Here is a 14,916-nt window from a genome sequence, read left to right on the forward strand (position 1 = left end):
TCTGTAAGTCACCTTCGCATTATAGTGACACCATTGCACTGAGCGATGTCATCAATAACATGTAATGATTTGGACAATGAGCATTGCGGAAAATATACAGGTCTTTTCTGACAGTTCAAGAGAATGTTATGACAGTGAATCCTGCCATTACTACTGTGCATCGAGCACCTCGCGCACCTTGCGCAACAACTGATCTCCACTGAAAGGCTTGGAGAGGAGCGCGGTACCGCGATCCAGGATGCCGCGATGGGAAATGATCTCCTCACCGTATCCCGACATGAACAGGGTCTTCACGCCGGGCCTGGCCCCCAGCACCTGATCTTGCAACTCCTTGCCGTTCAACATCGGCATGACCACGTCGGTCAAAAGGAGATGGATTTCGCCCTGGTAGCTCTTGCACATGGCCAGGGCATCGGCCCCTCCGCGCGCCGGCAGGACGTGATACCCCGCCTGTTCGAGCATGACGCGGGTGAGGTTCAAGACCTGCTCCTCGTCCTCGACGACCAGCACCGTCTCGGTGCCGGCGGCTTGCGTCTCGTGGCTGTTTTCCTGCCCCTTTGCCGCCTCCTCCACGGTGCGGGGGAAGTAGATGCGGAACGTGGTGCCTGCGCCGGGGGCACTCTCCACCTGGATCGCGCCGGCATTTTGCCGCACTATGCCGTACACCGTTGAGAGTCCGAGCCCGGTCCCCTTCCCTTCCTTCTTTGTAGTGAAGAACGGCTCGAAAATCCGCTCCTGGGTCTGCAGGTCCATCCCGGTGCCGGTGTCGCTGAATGCGAGCAGAACGTATTCGCCGGGCGCGAGTTGCAGATGCATGCTCTCGTCCGGGTCCAGGCTGACGTTTGCGGTGGCTATGGTCACCTTTCCCACCCCCTGCACGGCATCCCGCGCGTTCACTGCCAGGTTGGTGAGGATCTGGTGTGCCTGGGAAGGGTCGATCCTGATGTTCCACAGCTCCTCCGCTGCTTGAAACTCCACCTCCAGGTCCTCCCCGATGAGCCGCGAGAGCATCTTGCGCTGCTCCGCGATCAGCTCGTTGAGATCCACTACCCGTGGGGCCGCGGCCTGCTTGCGCGAGAAGGCAAGCAGTTGCCTCGTCAGTTCAGCCGAGCGTTCTCCCGCCTTTCTGACCTGCTCCAGGTTGCGGTACTGGGGGTCCTCCGCATCGAGATCGACCATAGCGAGCTGGGTGAAACCGACGATCACGCTCAGCATGTTGTTGAAGTCGTGGGCGATGCCTCCGGCAAGCTGGCCGATCGCCTCCATTTTCTGTGCCTGGCGCAGCTCCGTCTCGAAACGGTCGCGCTCGTCCTGCATGCGGACCCTCTCCCGCCCTTGTTCGATGTTGTGGATGGCGAAGGCCACGTCGCCGGCAAGCCCTGCGAAGAGTTCAGTCTCCTCGTTGTCCACCCCTTCCTGGCCGTTCAGGGATACCACCATCAGCCCGTGCAAGTCCTGTTCGTAGCGCATGACGATGCACATGGTCCTGTGTTCCCTAAGCCCTTTGGAAAGAGGGCAGCCGGCGCAGACGTGCCCCCCTTCCGTCAGGCTGAACACACCGGACGGGCCGTCCTCCTTGCGGCAGCAGGGAGGGATGCCCCCCTGGCTCAACATTTCGGACATCCCGGGGAAGGGGTCGCCTGCGCCGGACTGCGCCACCTGCAGGATGCCTCCTGCACGGTCGGTGAGCAATATGAGGGCGCTGCCGTAGCCGCGGTGCTCGACGAGAAGCTGGCACACCCCCTCGATGAGGCGCAGCGGGTCCTGCTCCCTCACGATGAGCTGGTCTACCATGCGCACCGCACGCAGCACCCGGTTCAGATGCTCGACGCGAGCCTCTACCAGCTTGGGCTCGGTGATGTCGGTGGCGACGCCGTCCCAGACGACGACCCCGTCAGACCTCTGCCTCGGGCGGGAGCGCAGCTGCAGCCAGCGCCACTCCCCGTCGGCGCGCCGCATGCGCAGCTCCATCTTGAAATCGGACAACGCATCGCCGCTGGCCTTTTCCTGCCTGGCAAGTTCAGGCAGTTGCTCAGGGTCGATCTGCCGGTGCAGCGCCAAGGCGTCCGCAAGCACGGCCTCCCTCGTGACGCCGTGCACCCGCTCCAAACCGGCGCTCAGGTAGACGAAGCGGGTGCGGCCATCCGCCTCGTGAAGGTACTGGTACACGTAACTTTCCGGCAGGTTGTCGCCTAGAAGGCGCAGACGCTCCTCGCTTTCCCGAAGCGTCGCCTCGGCCTCCTCGCGGGCGGCCGCCGCGGAGAGAAGCATCCCCCGCACCTTCTCGATCTCCGTAATGGGAGCGCCCGTTTCGGCAGGTTGCGGCGCCTGCGCCAGCGCCTCCACCGAGCGCGCGAGACGGCGACCGGCGAGCAGCGCACCGGTCAAACTCACGAAGGTTGCCGCCGCGATGACAGCGAACATGGCGAGTACGGCGCCGTGCATGGGGGCCCCGTAGGTCTTTTCCGGCACCTCGACGACCACCGTCCAGGGCGCCAGCGTGGAAACGGCTCTGAAGCGCCCCAACGCCCCCTGCGCCTGCTTCAGGTGCTCCCCCTTGGGCGAGCGGCGGGCGATCAGCGCGTTGTTTCCGTCCACGACGGAGACCGTCCAGTCGGCGGGAATGACCAGTTCGTCGAGGCGATGCTGGAATTTGCTCGCTTCGGTGAGGCAGAGAAGGACGTGCGTGATACGCCCGTTACGGACCACCGGCACGGCGATCGACACAAGAGGAGTCATGGCGATCGGACCGAAGAATAGATCGCTCGCCGCGGGTTTTCCCGTCGCCATGACGGCACTAAAAGCTGACCGTCCACGAAACGCCGGTAGGTGGGGCAGCGGCATACCGAAGGGAACGCGCGTGTTGAGGATCATCTGTTTTGAGAGGTCGGAGAAAAGGACGTGACTGTCGAAGGTGCGATGGAAGAGCTGCGCCTCATGGTACAGCTCGCCAAGACGTGCCGGGTCGCCGGCTGAGGAAGAATCGGCCAGCACCTGCAGTCCCGACACCAGTGATTCCACCTGCCGGTCAAGAGCGATGGTGACGTTGCGCGTGAGGGTTTGGGCCTGGAGTTCGTACTGCTTTTTGAGTGCGCTGACGTTGTCGGCGGCGAGATAGGCGGCCAGCAGCACAAGTGGCAGCACGCAGGACAGGATAAGCCGGGTGAGAAATGTTCTCAGTGACATGCCAGCGTCCTTCAGTAGGCTCTTGCTTGGACATGGCTGAAAACGGTGGCCACTGGATCAGGTCGCGTGTCGGGAGAGCGAAAAAGTATTTCCTCTTTCAAAAATCCACATGAAAGCGTATCGACAAACGCCCCGGTGACTTTAGCCGATAATACGGAACCGTTCCTGTTGCACTGATCGCTGAGCGCGACGCGGACTGCGGGTAGCAGTCTATATGACGTTATTTCAGCAGCGTGTGTTCGAGAAGGATCTTGAGTCCGATGAGACAGAGGACCACCCCGCCGCACACCTCCACCCTCTTTCCCCAGTTGTCGCCCAGCTTTCGTCCAAGGAGCATGCCGGTTACCGTGAGGACGCCGGCGACGAGGCCGATAACCACGGAGGGAACCCAGACGCTGACGCCCAGCATGGCGAGGGAAAGACCGACCGCGAAGGCGTCGATGCTGGTGGCTATCGAAAGCATCACCATGGTGAGTCCGCGGGTCGGATCGGCGGGGTCCCCATCCTCTTCGTCATCGAAGGCCTCGACGATCATCCTTCCGCCCACGTAGGCAAGCAGGCCGAAAGCGATCCAGTGGTCATAGGAGGTGATCCATTTCTGGACCGTGAGTCCCAAAAGCCACCCCGCGATAGGCATGAGGGCCTGGAAAAGGCCGAAGTGAAAGCCCAGGCGGAAAAGGTGCCGCCCGGTGATGGGGTTTAGGACCGCGCCCGCAGCGAGGGCGACGGCGAAGGCGTCCATGGCGAGGGCCACGGCGATCCCCATGATGCTGATCCAATCCATTGTTTCTCCTGCTGATATGGCCCGTACTAGTACCCGTAGTCGAGGCTCTGGATCCGGCAAACGCGGCCGTCCTGAAGCTCGAGCTGGTACTGGAATTCATTGGGGCCGAAGTTGAAGATCCAGTTGTCCACGACGATGGTGGTGACGGTCGCGGTCTTGGTCCCGTAAGTACCCTTTTCCACTAACTTACTGGAGCTCTGCGTCGCAGTGGCGGGCTCCCCGCACTTCGCCACCACCTCGCCTGCTGAATTGCCGAGGGAGACGATCCCACCCTTGCACCGCATGCTCTCGGAATCGGCGGCGGATGCACAGTCAAACGCCGCCAGGGTCACGCAAAGGGCCGCAAGAAAACCAAAGTGTGCTTTCATCGCCTTTCCTCCCTCAGGTGTAGTCAGTGCAGGACTATATAGCGGAAGCCTGCTTTTGAAAAGGATATTACGCCGCGCGTCTGCCGATCACGTGCACCGAAGTGGCCTTGAAGGAGGCGAATATCTCTTTCCCCTCGAACAGGGCAAGCTCCGCGAACGACTCCCTGGTGACGTAGGCGGTGAGCGGAAAACCGCAGTCAAGACGCAGCTTGAGGAAGGGCCCCATGGAGGCGATGCCGGCGACGCGCCCGGCGAAATGGTTGCGGGCACTGCTTTTCTTCCCGGCAGTGGTGGTGCTCACGGTGACGTTCTCAGGGCGGATGCAGCAGTAGACGAGCGCACCGGGCTGCGCTTCCCCCACCGTGTCGATCTCGCACCCCGCAACCTTAACCGTCATCTGCTGGAACCGGTTGCCGACCACCTCTCCTTCGAGGATGGTCTCCATACCGACGAAGTTGGCGACGAACTCGTTCACCGGGTGGTTCATCACCCCGGCGGGTGGCCCCTCCTGGACGATGCGGCCGCCGTTCATCACCACGATGCGCTGCGACATCCTGAGCGCCTCGGACTGGTCGTGGGTGACCAGGATGGCGGCAATGCCGCGGTCACGGATGACCTCGTCCATGTCCTCGGTGAGCGCCTGTCTCGTCGGAGGATCGAGGTTGGCGAAAGGCTCGTCGAAGAGAATCACCTCGGGTTCCACGGCAAAGGCGCGGGCGAGACTTACGCGGCGCGCCTCGCCGCCGGAGAGCTTTCTCGCCGAGCGCTGCGCCATATCGGCAAGACGGAAGCGCTCCAGGTAGGACGTGACCCGGCTCTTGATCTCACCGCGCCCCATTCCCCTGATCTTCAGCCCGCTCGCCACGTTGTCGAACACGGTGGCGTCGAAGAGAAGCGGCTCTTGCAGCACCATGGCGATGCTGCGGCGCACCTTGAGCCAGTCGGCGGAATTCACTATCTCGCGCCCCCGGTAGGAGACGGTGCCGCTGCTGCGCTTGATGAGACCCAAAAGGGAGAGAAGCAGCGTAGACTTCCCCGCACCGTTCGGTCCGATCAGTGAGACGAATTCGTTTTCCGACAAAGAAAAAGAGGGTATATCGAGCACCGGCACGCCGCCTCGATCCACCCTCAGCCCTTTCAGGTCAAGCACGTTTTGTTGCTGTGTCATCTAGGCCTTTCTCGCTGCTGGATGTAGGTAAGGATGTAGTTGACCGCGAAGCAGAATAGCAGAAGGATCACCGACAGGGCAATGGCGATGTCGAAATTGCCACGCCCGGTCTCCATCACCGTCGCCGTGGTGAGTACGCGGGTGTAGCCGCGCACGTTGCCGCCAACCATGATGGAGGCGCCGACCTCGGAGATCACCCCGCCGAAACCGGCCATGACGCCTGCCATGAGCGGCAGCCTCGCCTCCCGGATGAGCATCCTGACCATCTGGGTCCTGGTAGCGCCAAGGGCCAGGATCTGCAGTCTCAGATTCGCCGGGAGGTTCTGCATGGCGCCGATGGTGATCCCCATGACGATGGGGGTGGCGATGACGGTCTGCGCGATGACGATGGCGGTCGGGGTGTAGAGGAGTTCCAGGTAGCCCAGGGGGCCGTTTCTCCAGAGCATGATGGAGACGAAAAGGCCCACCACCACGGGCGGCAGGCCCATCCCGGTGTTTACCACGCTCACCAGGATCTTCTTGCCGGGGAAGCTGGTCAGGGCGACCAGTGTCCCCACCGAGATGCCGATGACAAGCGAGAAGAGCGTGGCGAGCCCGGAGACCTTGAGCGACAGCAAGGCGATGCCCAGCACCTCGCTGTCGAGCGAGGCGAGGAGCTGGGCGGCCTTTAAGATCCCTTCGAGGATTACGTCCATTAATTACAGGCCCAGGGTCTTCGGGTCTTTGCCGGCATCCGGGAAGAAGAGCGGAGCGCCGAACTCCTTCTTGCCGAAGGTGGCGATGATCCCCTGGACCTTCTTGGAGACCATGAAGTCGGCGAACGCCTTGGCCCCGGCGTTGTTCACCTTGGGCCACTTGGCCGGGTTCACCTCGATGACGTGGTAGACGTTGAGGAGCTTCGGCTCGCCTTCCACCATGATCTGCAGGCCGAGATGCGCCTTCTTGTTGAGGGCGAGATAGGTACCGCGGTCGGAAAGGAGATACCCCTTCTTCTCGGCGGCGACGTTCAGGGTCTCACCCATGCCGAGACCGGTCTGCTGGAACCACTTCTGCCCTTCGGGGGTGATGCCGGCGGCCTTCAAAAGCCCCTTTTCCTTGGCGTGGGTACCCGAGTTGTCACCTCTGGAGAGCCAGAGGGAGCCGGTCTTCGCGATGGTCTTCAGCGCCTCGGCAGCGGTCTTCGTGCCGCGGACCTTCGCGGGATCGTTGGCCGGTCCGAGGATGATGAAGTCGTTGTGCATGACGAGCTTTCTGTTCTGGCCGAAGCCACCTTCCATGAACTTCTTCTCCGCCTCCGGGGAGTGCACGAGGAGCACGTCCGCCTCACCCTTCTCACCCATCTTCATGGCCTGGCCTGAGCCTACCGAGATGGTCTTCACGAAGTAGCCGGTCTGCTTCTCGAAGAGCGGGATCAGCACGTCGAGAAGACCGGAGTCCTGGGTGGAGGTGGTGGTTGCGAGGATGAGGTTCTTCTGCTCGGCGGCCCAACCGGTGGAGACCGAGGCGACCGCGCTCAGGAGGAACAGGGCGACGAACAGGGGAAGCATTCTTAGGATTCGATTCATGCAGGCAACTCCTTCTTAGGTGGTTTTTGGCGTGCCGCCAGGCGTGATAGTGATCCCGATATAGCGACACGCGTCGAAAAAGGGACGGTGTGTCCGTCCCCTTACTTGGTTTCAGCTTACGCCGAGGATGACGCTCGAGGCCTTGAAGAGGGTGCAGGCGTGTCCGCCGACCTTGAGGCCCAGGGTGGTCCCGCTTTCGTGTGTGATCACGGCGCTTATCGTGTTGCCGCCCCCCACTTCGACGTCGATTTCCGTGGAGACCGCCCCCTCGATGACCTTGACGACGGTACCGCACATGACGTTGCGGGCGCTGATCTTCGCGTCGTGCAGGTCGGTGCCGACCATGACCGAGCTCGCCTTGATGATGGCATAGGCGGAGCCACCTTCCCTGAGGGCAAGGTTATCGACGGCGCCGTTGGTGATGACGGCGACAAGCGGGGCTCCGCCGGTGAGGGTGAGGATGACCTCGGCGTTAACCGGCCCCCGGGTGATACTGGTGATGGTTCCGGACAATACGTTGCGGGCACTTACTTTCATGGAAATCCTCCTCAGGAGCTGGTACAGGCTTGCGGTGTCGCCAAGCCTCCCCTCGAGATTCTCCAGGAACTTACGGTGCTCTTCCTGGAGCACTCCGTACTGCTTCACAACCTCTTTGCCGTACGGGGTGAGGGTCGTCCCACCGCCCCCCCTGCCGCCGGTCACCCGCTCGACAAGCGGTTTCTCGGCAAGGTTGTTGATCATGTTGACGAGATCCCACGCGTTCTTGTAGCTGATCCCCACCGCCTTCGCTGCCTTGGTGATGGAGCCTAGCTCGTCTATCTTCTCAAGCAGTTTGATCCGGTCCAGCCCAAGGAACTTCTGGTCATCCTTGTGGAACCAGAGAGCCCCTTCAAGCTCAATGCCGTGTTTTGCGCCCTGACTCAAAATAACACCTCGTCATCCCTTCCTATGACAGAGACAGGTCCATCAAACTGTCTGCGCTGGAAGCCTACTCATTATATGTCACAAGACCACTGTGTAAAGCCCATCTATGACAGAGTTTTGCAAATCAAGGAAGGCAGACGTTATATCACAACCGACATAGCGTAAACAAGAAAAGGAAACGGGAGGAGGCGTATACATTTTACATGGTCAGTGAGGAATCCCGACCCGTGCCTCACCCAGCCGCGTCGGTCGCCGACAGGTATTCCGCCCGGTTCCAGGTGGTCATGCAGGAAGGATGGATGGGATCGGGCTGGCAAAGGTAGGTTTCATCGCCCGGATGGCCGGTGATGCGCAGACCCGCGGAGCGGAGCATTGCCTCGATACCAGCGTGGTTCGCGATCCACCAGTTGGTAGGATCGCCGGCGAAGCGTTCCTCGATGAAGGACATCTTCGGCCACCCCGGTTCGAGGAGGGCGTCGCGTTCGTTGATCCAGAAGTCGTGCTGCCCTGCCACCTCTCGGCCGGGCATGGTGATGGATTGGAAAACGAGCATCCCCGCCGTCTTCTGGGCCACGATATCGAGGGCGAGCATCGGGTAGCGCAGGTGGTAGAAGACCCCCATGAAGAGGACGAGGTCGAATTTCCCCTTGATGCGGGCCAGGTCGTACACCTGCATCTGCCGGAATTCGACGCGATCGCGCAGGCCGTACTGCTCGGCGGCCCAGTCGGCCTGCTCGAGGTAGTGTCCGTCGCAGTCGATCCCCAGGACGCGCGCCCCGCGACGCGCGAGCTCGAAGCTGTAAAAGCCTGCGTTGCAGCCGATATCGAGCGCGCTCCAGCCGCTCAGGTCTTCGGGGATGCATTCGGCGATCTCGCGCCATTTGAAGGAAGGGAAGTCTCCCAGAAAGTGGTCCGGGGCGGTCTCGGTGCCGTCCGGCAGGTGCAGGTTGTGAAACCAGGGGGAGAGTTCCTTGATGTCGTCTTCCAGCGTTCTGGCTTTGGCGTGGGTCATGCGGCTACCTTTCGTGAATTGTTTTCCCCGCCGCTACAGCGAGGTCAGGTATTCCTCGAGTTCTTCCGCCCGGCAAGCGGCTGAGTGGTGGCCGAGAACCCGGGCGCGGGCACGCTCCCCGATGGCGCGACGCGCCTCCTCGGGGAAGCGCTGCAGGAAGCGGAGCATCTCCTCGGCGCTTGAGGCGACGAGGATCTCTTCGCCCGGGGTAAAGAACTCTTCCAGTCCGGGCCAGCGGTCCGACACAACGGGAACGGCGCAGGCGGCCGCCTCGAATAGGCGCACGCTAGGGGAATAGCCCGCGACGAGCATCTGTCTGCGCGTCAGATTGAGCGTGAAGCGCTGCGAACTGTAGAACTCGCTATGGCACTCAGGAGGGAGATGTTCGATGTGGTGCGTGTTCTCCGGCCACTTGAGCGAGGCGGGGTACTGGGCCCCTGCCACCACGAAACGCCCCTTGCGCCAGTGGAAAGCGGGCTGAAAAAGGAGCTGCTCCAGACCGGGCTGCCGATCGTCACTGTAGGTGCCGAGGTAGCCCAGATCCCAGCGCGGCGTCACCGGCATCGGGAAGTGCACCAGGGGGTCGACGGAACAGTAAAGGGGGCGCGCGGCACGCGAGCCGTAGTGGCGCTCAAGATGGTCGAGGGTCGGGCCGCCGGTAAAGGAGAGGTAGAGGTCGTAGCAGGGGATCAGGTCCTCGCTCAGGTACTGGCACTCCCCCCTGGCGAGGGCGGCCAGGGTCACCGGGGTGTCTATGTCGTAGAAGGCCTTGATCCCCCGCGCGTGCCGGCTTACCCACTTCCCGACCTCGATCCCCTGGTAGACGTAGGAGCCGACGATGACGCAGTCGGCATCGCAGATCTCCGGGCCGTATTCGGAGAAAAGCTCGTCCAGTGAGCCGTAGAGAAGCGTCCTGCAAAATGGCGGCTCAGGGAGGTCGCGGTGTGCCTCGTACCAGCGCGCGTCGCGCTCGAGGAAGAGGATCTCGTGTCCGCGTCGATCCATCTCGCGCAAAAGGCCCCGGTAGGTGGTGGCGTGACCGTTTCCCCAGGAAGAGGTGATGGAGAGCCCAAGGACGACTATCTTCATGGCAACCTCCCGTTGCGCCACGCCGATCCGGCGGAGAAGATCTCCTCGAACTGTTTTGCCCGGTGCGCGTAGGTGTGCTCGGCACGAACGCGCGCCCGCGCCTTTCTACCCACCTCCGCGGCAAGCGCTGGAGTGAGTCGCTCCAGTATCTGCGCCACCTCCTCGCCGTTCGCAGCGACCAGGATCTCGCGTTCCGGCTCGAAGAACTCGCCGATCCCCTCCCAGAGGTCAGTGATCATACAGGCGCCGGCACCCGCCGCCTCGAAGACGCGGGTGGCAGGGGAAAAGCCGTATCGCGCCATGCCGTCGCGGCTCACGTTGAGGACCGCCATCGGGCTGCAGTTGAAGGCGTTGTGGTCGCCGGTGCCGAGGTGTCCTATGTAGCGGACGTTCTCGCTTTTGGACTTGTCCTCCCAGCCGCTGCCGGCCAAAAGGAAACTGCGCCGGGGTAGCCTTTCAGCTACGGACAGGAAGAACTCCTCGACGCGCCGTTCGCGGTCCGGCAGACGGTTCCCCAGGAAGGAGAGGTCGGCGCGCAGTCGCTCGTCGGGGGGGACCGGGTGATGGGTGTCAGGGTCGAGCGCGTTGTAGATGGGGACGCACTCGCGCGCCCCGAAGCCGCGGTAGGCGCGCACCACGGGGTCGCCGCCGCCGTAGGTGAGGATCATGTCGTACCGCGGCACGAGTGGGAGAAACGGGTCCGCTGGGTCGGTACCGATCCGCTCCAAGGTCGCCGGTGCGTCCACGTCCCAGAAGATCACCTGGGTCCCTTCCCGCTTCAGACCAAGCACTTCGGCCTCGAGCAGAGCGTCGAAGACCCCGACTCCGCTCGCCTTCACCACGATATCCGAGCCGCGGGCGGCCTCGAGGGAACTAAACACCCCCTCCTCGGTCGCCGGGTAGACCACGACGGTCGCCCAGTCCGGGTCCTCCATGTCGCGGTGTGCCTGTCGCCCGTAGGCGTCCGGCTCGTAGAAGGTGACGCGGTGCCCCAGGCGGGCGAGCGCCCGCACCATGCCGCGGTAATAGGTGGCGGCACCGTTCCAGTAGGCGGATACCAAGCTCGAGGCGAAGAAGGAGATGTTGAGCGGTGCGGCCATGCGGTTATTCCTTTCTATGCGCTTCTTCCGAGCATTCCAAGGTTCGACCAGGAATCCGGAGAACCACGGTGTGTTCCCACGAAGCTGAAAGCGGGCCCAGCGTCCCCCCCTTTGAGAAGGGGGGCAAGGGGGGATTTGCCTTGGTTATGGAGTCAGATGGCAATGCTGAGCGATCTCTGTTTGGACCTGCCAACAAAAAGCAAATCCCCCCCGTCCCCCTTCGCAAAGGGGGGGGGGAAAAAGGTCACCTGTGACGTTTCGTGGAAGACCTTTTGGCCATACCCACGGAACTTCTAATCGGCCGTCCCCAACTCGCGGCAGATGCCGAGCAGTTCCTCGACGCGGTGCCGACAGGTGTGCCGTGCGAGGATGGTCTGCCGCCCATGCACGGCGAGCCGGTGCGCCTCGCCCGGGTCCTCGAGCAGCGCCTTCATCCGGGCTTCCATCTCCCGCCCGTCACGGGCGTAGAGAAGATCCTTACCCGCCTCGAAGAGCCCGTCGCAGTCGACCCACGGGGCGGAAACGAGCGGGATGCCGCAGGCGAGCGCCTCGAAAGGACGGATGGTGGGGATGCCCGGGAGCGCCTCCACGTAAGGGCGGCGCGGTATGTGAACGGTGAGCCGGAACCTGCTGAAGACCCTTGGGACGTTGAAGTTTGGGAGCCAGCCGCCGTAGCCGATCCCGCTCTCGGCGAGGAGTTGCAGCGCCTGGCGCGGATAGCGTACCCCGTACACCGCCGCTTTAAGACCGAGGCGTCGCACCGGCTCAACGAAGAACTCGCGGATCTCCTCGCTGCGCTCGTCGTCGCCCCAGTTGCCCACCCAGACCACGTCCCCCACCTTGTCAGCCCCCTCTACCGGGGCGAAGACCCTCACGTCCGCCGCCTCGTGCCAGACCCACACCCGTTTCGCCCAGCCGCGCTCAAGGTAGATGTCACGGATCTTGCCGCCATAGGCGAGGACGCCGTCGAAACCGGTGAGATCGCAGGCGGCCATTGCTTCGGCATCGGTGACGCTTCGGTGGTGCGTGTCGTGGAAGAGGAGCCGGTAGCGCCCGCTCCCCTTGCGGTGCAGGCCGATCAGCCGGACGAGTTCGGGGTCGTTCCACTCGTGGACGATGACCAGGTCCGCCTGTGCCAGGGCTTGGTCCAGGTCGAGCTCATCCAACCTGTAACGTATCCCGACAAGCCCGGGGTAGACCTGTTCGAACTCCTGCAGCGCGTACTCTCCGCTGTCGCGCAACATGTTCAGGTAGCTCCAACCTTCCTCGGGCTCGTACACCGCGACCTCGTGCCCCATTAGGTGAAGTTCGGTGACCACGCCGCGCAGGAAATGGGCGTTGCCGTGGTTCCAGTCGGAAACGATGGAGTGGTAAAACATTACGATGCGCATGGGTCCTTCCGAAGTCGCGTGATTTGTTACGCCTGCTCCCGGAGCCGGTCGTAGAGGTCAAGGTAGCCAGCAGTCATCCTGGCGGCGGAGAAGCTGCGGCTTCGCTCCAGCGCCTTTTCCCCAAGGCGCGCCTGCCGGTTACGGTCGGCGCAGAGAGCGCAGAGCTCGCCTTGCAGTGCCCCAGGGGACTCGGGATCGACGAATACGGCCGCCCCATCCCACAGCTCGCGCAGGCTCGGAATATCGCCGAGAACGAGGGCGCACCCGGAAAGGGCCGCCTCCAAAACGGTGAGCCCGAATGGCTCGTAGCGCGCGGGGAGCGCGTAGACTGACGCCGCCGCGTACCAGGGGGCAAGCACGTCGGGAGCGAGGACGCCGAGCCGGTTCACCCCCTCGACTGCAGCGGCCCCGCCGTCGGGACGGTTGATCTCGCCCGCGACGTAAACCGGCCACGGCAGGTCGTAGGCTTTCTTCACGAGGGCGGCGATGTTCTTTGCGTCATCCCATACCCGTCCCACGGCGAGGATGAAATCCTCCTTCCTCCCCGGGCGGAAGCGGGTGCGTGCCCGCGCGTTGTAGACCACCTGCGCATCCGGCAGCGGGAGGTAGATGCGGCGGATCGCTTCCAGCATCGCCGCTGAAGGAGCGGCCACCAGTCCCGCCGCGGCGAGTCCTCGGGTCACCCGGTCGCGGTATTCATGCAGACGCTGCGGCGCCTCTTTGCCGCGCACCGCCTGGTACCAGGAAAGGACGCAGGAGTGGGCGACGACCAGGCAGGGGCTTCGCCAGGGGAGCGCTGCATGGACGTAGCCGTTCAGGTGCACGAGGTCGGGCTTCAGCTCAGCCTCTAGCGATAAAAGCCACTCCCCGCTCAGCTCGACGTCGAGCCAGGGATCGTCCATCCACTCGAGGCGGTACCCGCTTTCGTAGAGGGTTACGTTCCCCTCGTCGGCCACCTCACGCCGCTGTTCCGGTGAGAGCGGCTGTCCCATCGTAGCAAGCGCCACCTGCACGCCATGGACGGATAGGCCGCGCGCGAGTTCGAGGGCGTAGTTCCAGACCCCGCCGATGGGGTCGGCCGTCATCAGGACGAGCCCCGGCGGCGTGATTTTGCCCCCCTTCCCTGCTGTGTGGACCGGAGCGTTCATGAACCAAATGCCTCTCAAATGAAGTTCAGCCTTAGCGTGTTTTTTGCCGTAACCCCTGGAACGTAGAGTTCAACTATCCACGAAGCGCTGCGGAAGCCCTTACGTCCCCCCCTTCGCAAAGGGGGGAACGACGGGGCTCATGCACCGCTTCGTAGGCAGATGCACTTCCGTCCTCCCCTACCTCCCGTACGCCTGGTCCAGCACCTGGGCTACGCGCACTAGGTGCTCGGCCTGCGGGTCGAAGGCGCCTTTGCCTAGCCGCAACTGCCTCGCCCAGGCGACGGCGCAGCGCCCACCCCATTCATCGGGAGGCGAGGAGATGGTCTCCGAGGCGGTGCCGCGGAAGCGTTCGGCGACGAAGTCGTAGAAGGAGCCCTGGACGTTCTTGAAGCTGACGCCGCCGCGGGTGCCGTAGAAGCTCGATTCGATGACGGCGTCGCGCCCCGCTGAGACGTTCCAGGAGCAGGCAAGGCGCACGGCATGCCCCTCTTCCAGCACGAGCGACACCACCGCGTAATCCTCGACCTTGCCGCTCCCCGTCTTCAACCTCTCCCCACCCGCGAAGATAGAACTGGAGACGCTGCGCACCTCGGGATAGCCGAAAAACCAGAGTGCTAAATCGACCAGGTGGCTGCCAAGATCCATCAGACAGCCGCCGCCGGAAAGCTCGGGATCGTAGAACCAGGGCTTGTCCGGGCCGTAGGCGTTGTGGAAGGTCAGATCGGCGGCGTAGACCTGGCCGATTTCGCCGGAGCTGACCAGCTGGTGGATCTTCATGATCCCGTCGGCGAACCGGTAGGAGAAGTCGACCCCCAAAAGCCGGTTCATCGACCGAGCCGCATGCACGACGAGCTGGGCCTCCTCAGCGTTTCTCCCCAAGGGCTTCTGGCAGAACACGGCAAGCCTACGGTCCAGGGCGCGCAGGGCCTGGTAGCAATGCCCGGCGGAAGGGGTGGCGATCACCACTGCGTCGAGGTCGAGCTCCAAGAGTGCATCGAGGTCCTCGACCAGCACAGCCTCGGGGGCAAGCTTCGCAGCCTCCCGCGCGTTCTCCTCGCAGGGGTCGGCGATCGCCGCAACCTCCGCCTCGCCGCTTAGGGCAATGGCCTGCATCCTGTGACGGCCGATCCAGCCGGTTCCCAGAAACCCCACCCTGGGCAATGCCAATTTCTTCTTCATCC

At 63.1% G+C, this 14,916-nt stretch carries 13 protein-coding genes; all 13 read right to left on the bottom strand.

Going from position 1 to position 14,916, the window contains the following annotated elements:
- Positions 1–150: 150 nt before the first annotated feature.
- Entirely contained in the window at positions 151–3,186 is a 3,036-nt protein-coding gene (locus E4633_RS16105) for an ATP-binding protein (RefSeq protein ID WP_135870413.1), read from the bottom strand.
- A gap of 220 nt (positions 3,187–3,406) precedes the next feature.
- Positions 3,407–3,970 carry a manganese efflux pump MntP gene (locus E4633_RS16110; protein WP_135870414.1) on the bottom strand — a complete coding sequence of 188 codons (564 nt, stop codon included), beginning with the start codon at positions 3,968–3,970 and terminating at the stop codon, positions 3,407–3,409.
- Between the two features lie 26 nt (positions 3,971–3,996).
- Entirely contained in the window at positions 3,997–4,338 is a 342-nt protein-coding gene (locus E4633_RS16115) for a DUF2845 domain-containing protein (protein WP_135870415.1), read from the bottom strand.
- 67 nt (positions 4,339–4,405) lie between these two features.
- Positions 4,406–5,506, bottom strand: a complete 1,101-nt coding sequence (locus tag E4633_RS16120; protein WP_135870416.1) for an ABC transporter ATP-binding protein — start codon at positions 5,504–5,506, stop codon at positions 4,406–4,408.
- A complete protein-coding gene (locus E4633_RS16125; RefSeq protein ID WP_135870417.1) occupies positions 5,503–6,201 on the bottom strand; it encodes an ABC transporter permease in 699 nt (232 codons plus the stop codon). The genes E4633_RS16120 and E4633_RS16125 overlap by 4 nt, the downstream gene beginning before the upstream one ends.
- A 3-nt stretch (positions 6,202–6,204) precedes the next feature.
- The gene (locus E4633_RS16130; RefSeq protein WP_135870418.1) at positions 6,205–7,071 is read right to left on the bottom strand and encodes a substrate-binding domain-containing protein; all 867 of its coding nucleotides are present in this window, start codon (positions 7,069–7,071) and stop codon (positions 6,205–6,207) included.
- A 111-nt stretch (positions 7,072–7,182) separates the two neighbouring features.
- The gene (locus tag E4633_RS16135) at positions 7,183–7,995 is read right to left on the bottom strand and encodes a TOBE domain-containing protein (RefSeq protein ID WP_135870419.1); all 813 of its coding nucleotides are present in this window, start codon (positions 7,993–7,995) and stop codon (positions 7,183–7,185) included.
- Positions 7,996–8,227: 232 nt separating this feature from the next.
- On the bottom strand, positions 8,228–9,007 hold the full coding sequence (locus E4633_RS16140; protein ID WP_135870420.1) for a TIGR04290 family methyltransferase: 780 nt from the start codon (positions 9,005–9,007) through the stop codon (positions 8,228–8,230).
- A 33-nt stretch (positions 9,008–9,040) separates the two neighbouring features.
- The gene (locus E4633_RS16145) at positions 9,041–10,096 is read right to left on the bottom strand and encodes a CgeB family protein (RefSeq protein ID WP_135870421.1); all 1,056 of its coding nucleotides are present in this window, start codon (positions 10,094–10,096) and stop codon (positions 9,041–9,043) included.
- On the bottom strand, positions 10,093–11,196 hold the full coding sequence (locus tag E4633_RS16150; protein WP_135870422.1) for a CgeB family protein: 1,104 nt from the start codon (positions 11,194–11,196) through the stop codon (positions 10,093–10,095). The genes E4633_RS16145 and E4633_RS16150 overlap by 4 nt, the downstream gene beginning before the upstream one ends.
- Before the next feature lie 293 nt (positions 11,197–11,489).
- A complete protein-coding gene (locus E4633_RS16155; protein WP_135871660.1) occupies positions 11,490–12,587 on the bottom strand; it encodes a CgeB family protein in 1,098 nt (365 codons plus the stop codon).
- A gap of 26 nt (positions 12,588–12,613) precedes the next feature.
- Positions 12,614–13,735, bottom strand: coding sequence for a glycosyltransferase family 4 protein (locus E4633_RS16160; RefSeq protein ID WP_135871662.1), 1,122 nt, complete (start codon positions 13,733–13,735; stop codon positions 12,614–12,616).
- Between the two features lie 177 nt (positions 13,736–13,912).
- Positions 13,913–14,914 (bottom strand): Gfo/Idh/MocA family protein, encoded by a 1,002-nt coding sequence (locus tag E4633_RS16165; RefSeq protein ID WP_135871664.1) that lies wholly within the window; start codon positions 14,912–14,914, stop codon positions 13,913–13,915.
- Between the last annotated feature and the right edge of the window lie 2 nt (positions 14,915–14,916).

This window comes from Geomonas terrae, from assembly GCF_004791675.1.
GTDB lineage: Bacteria > Desulfobacterota > Desulfuromonadia > Geobacterales > Geobacteraceae > Geomonas > Geomonas edaphica.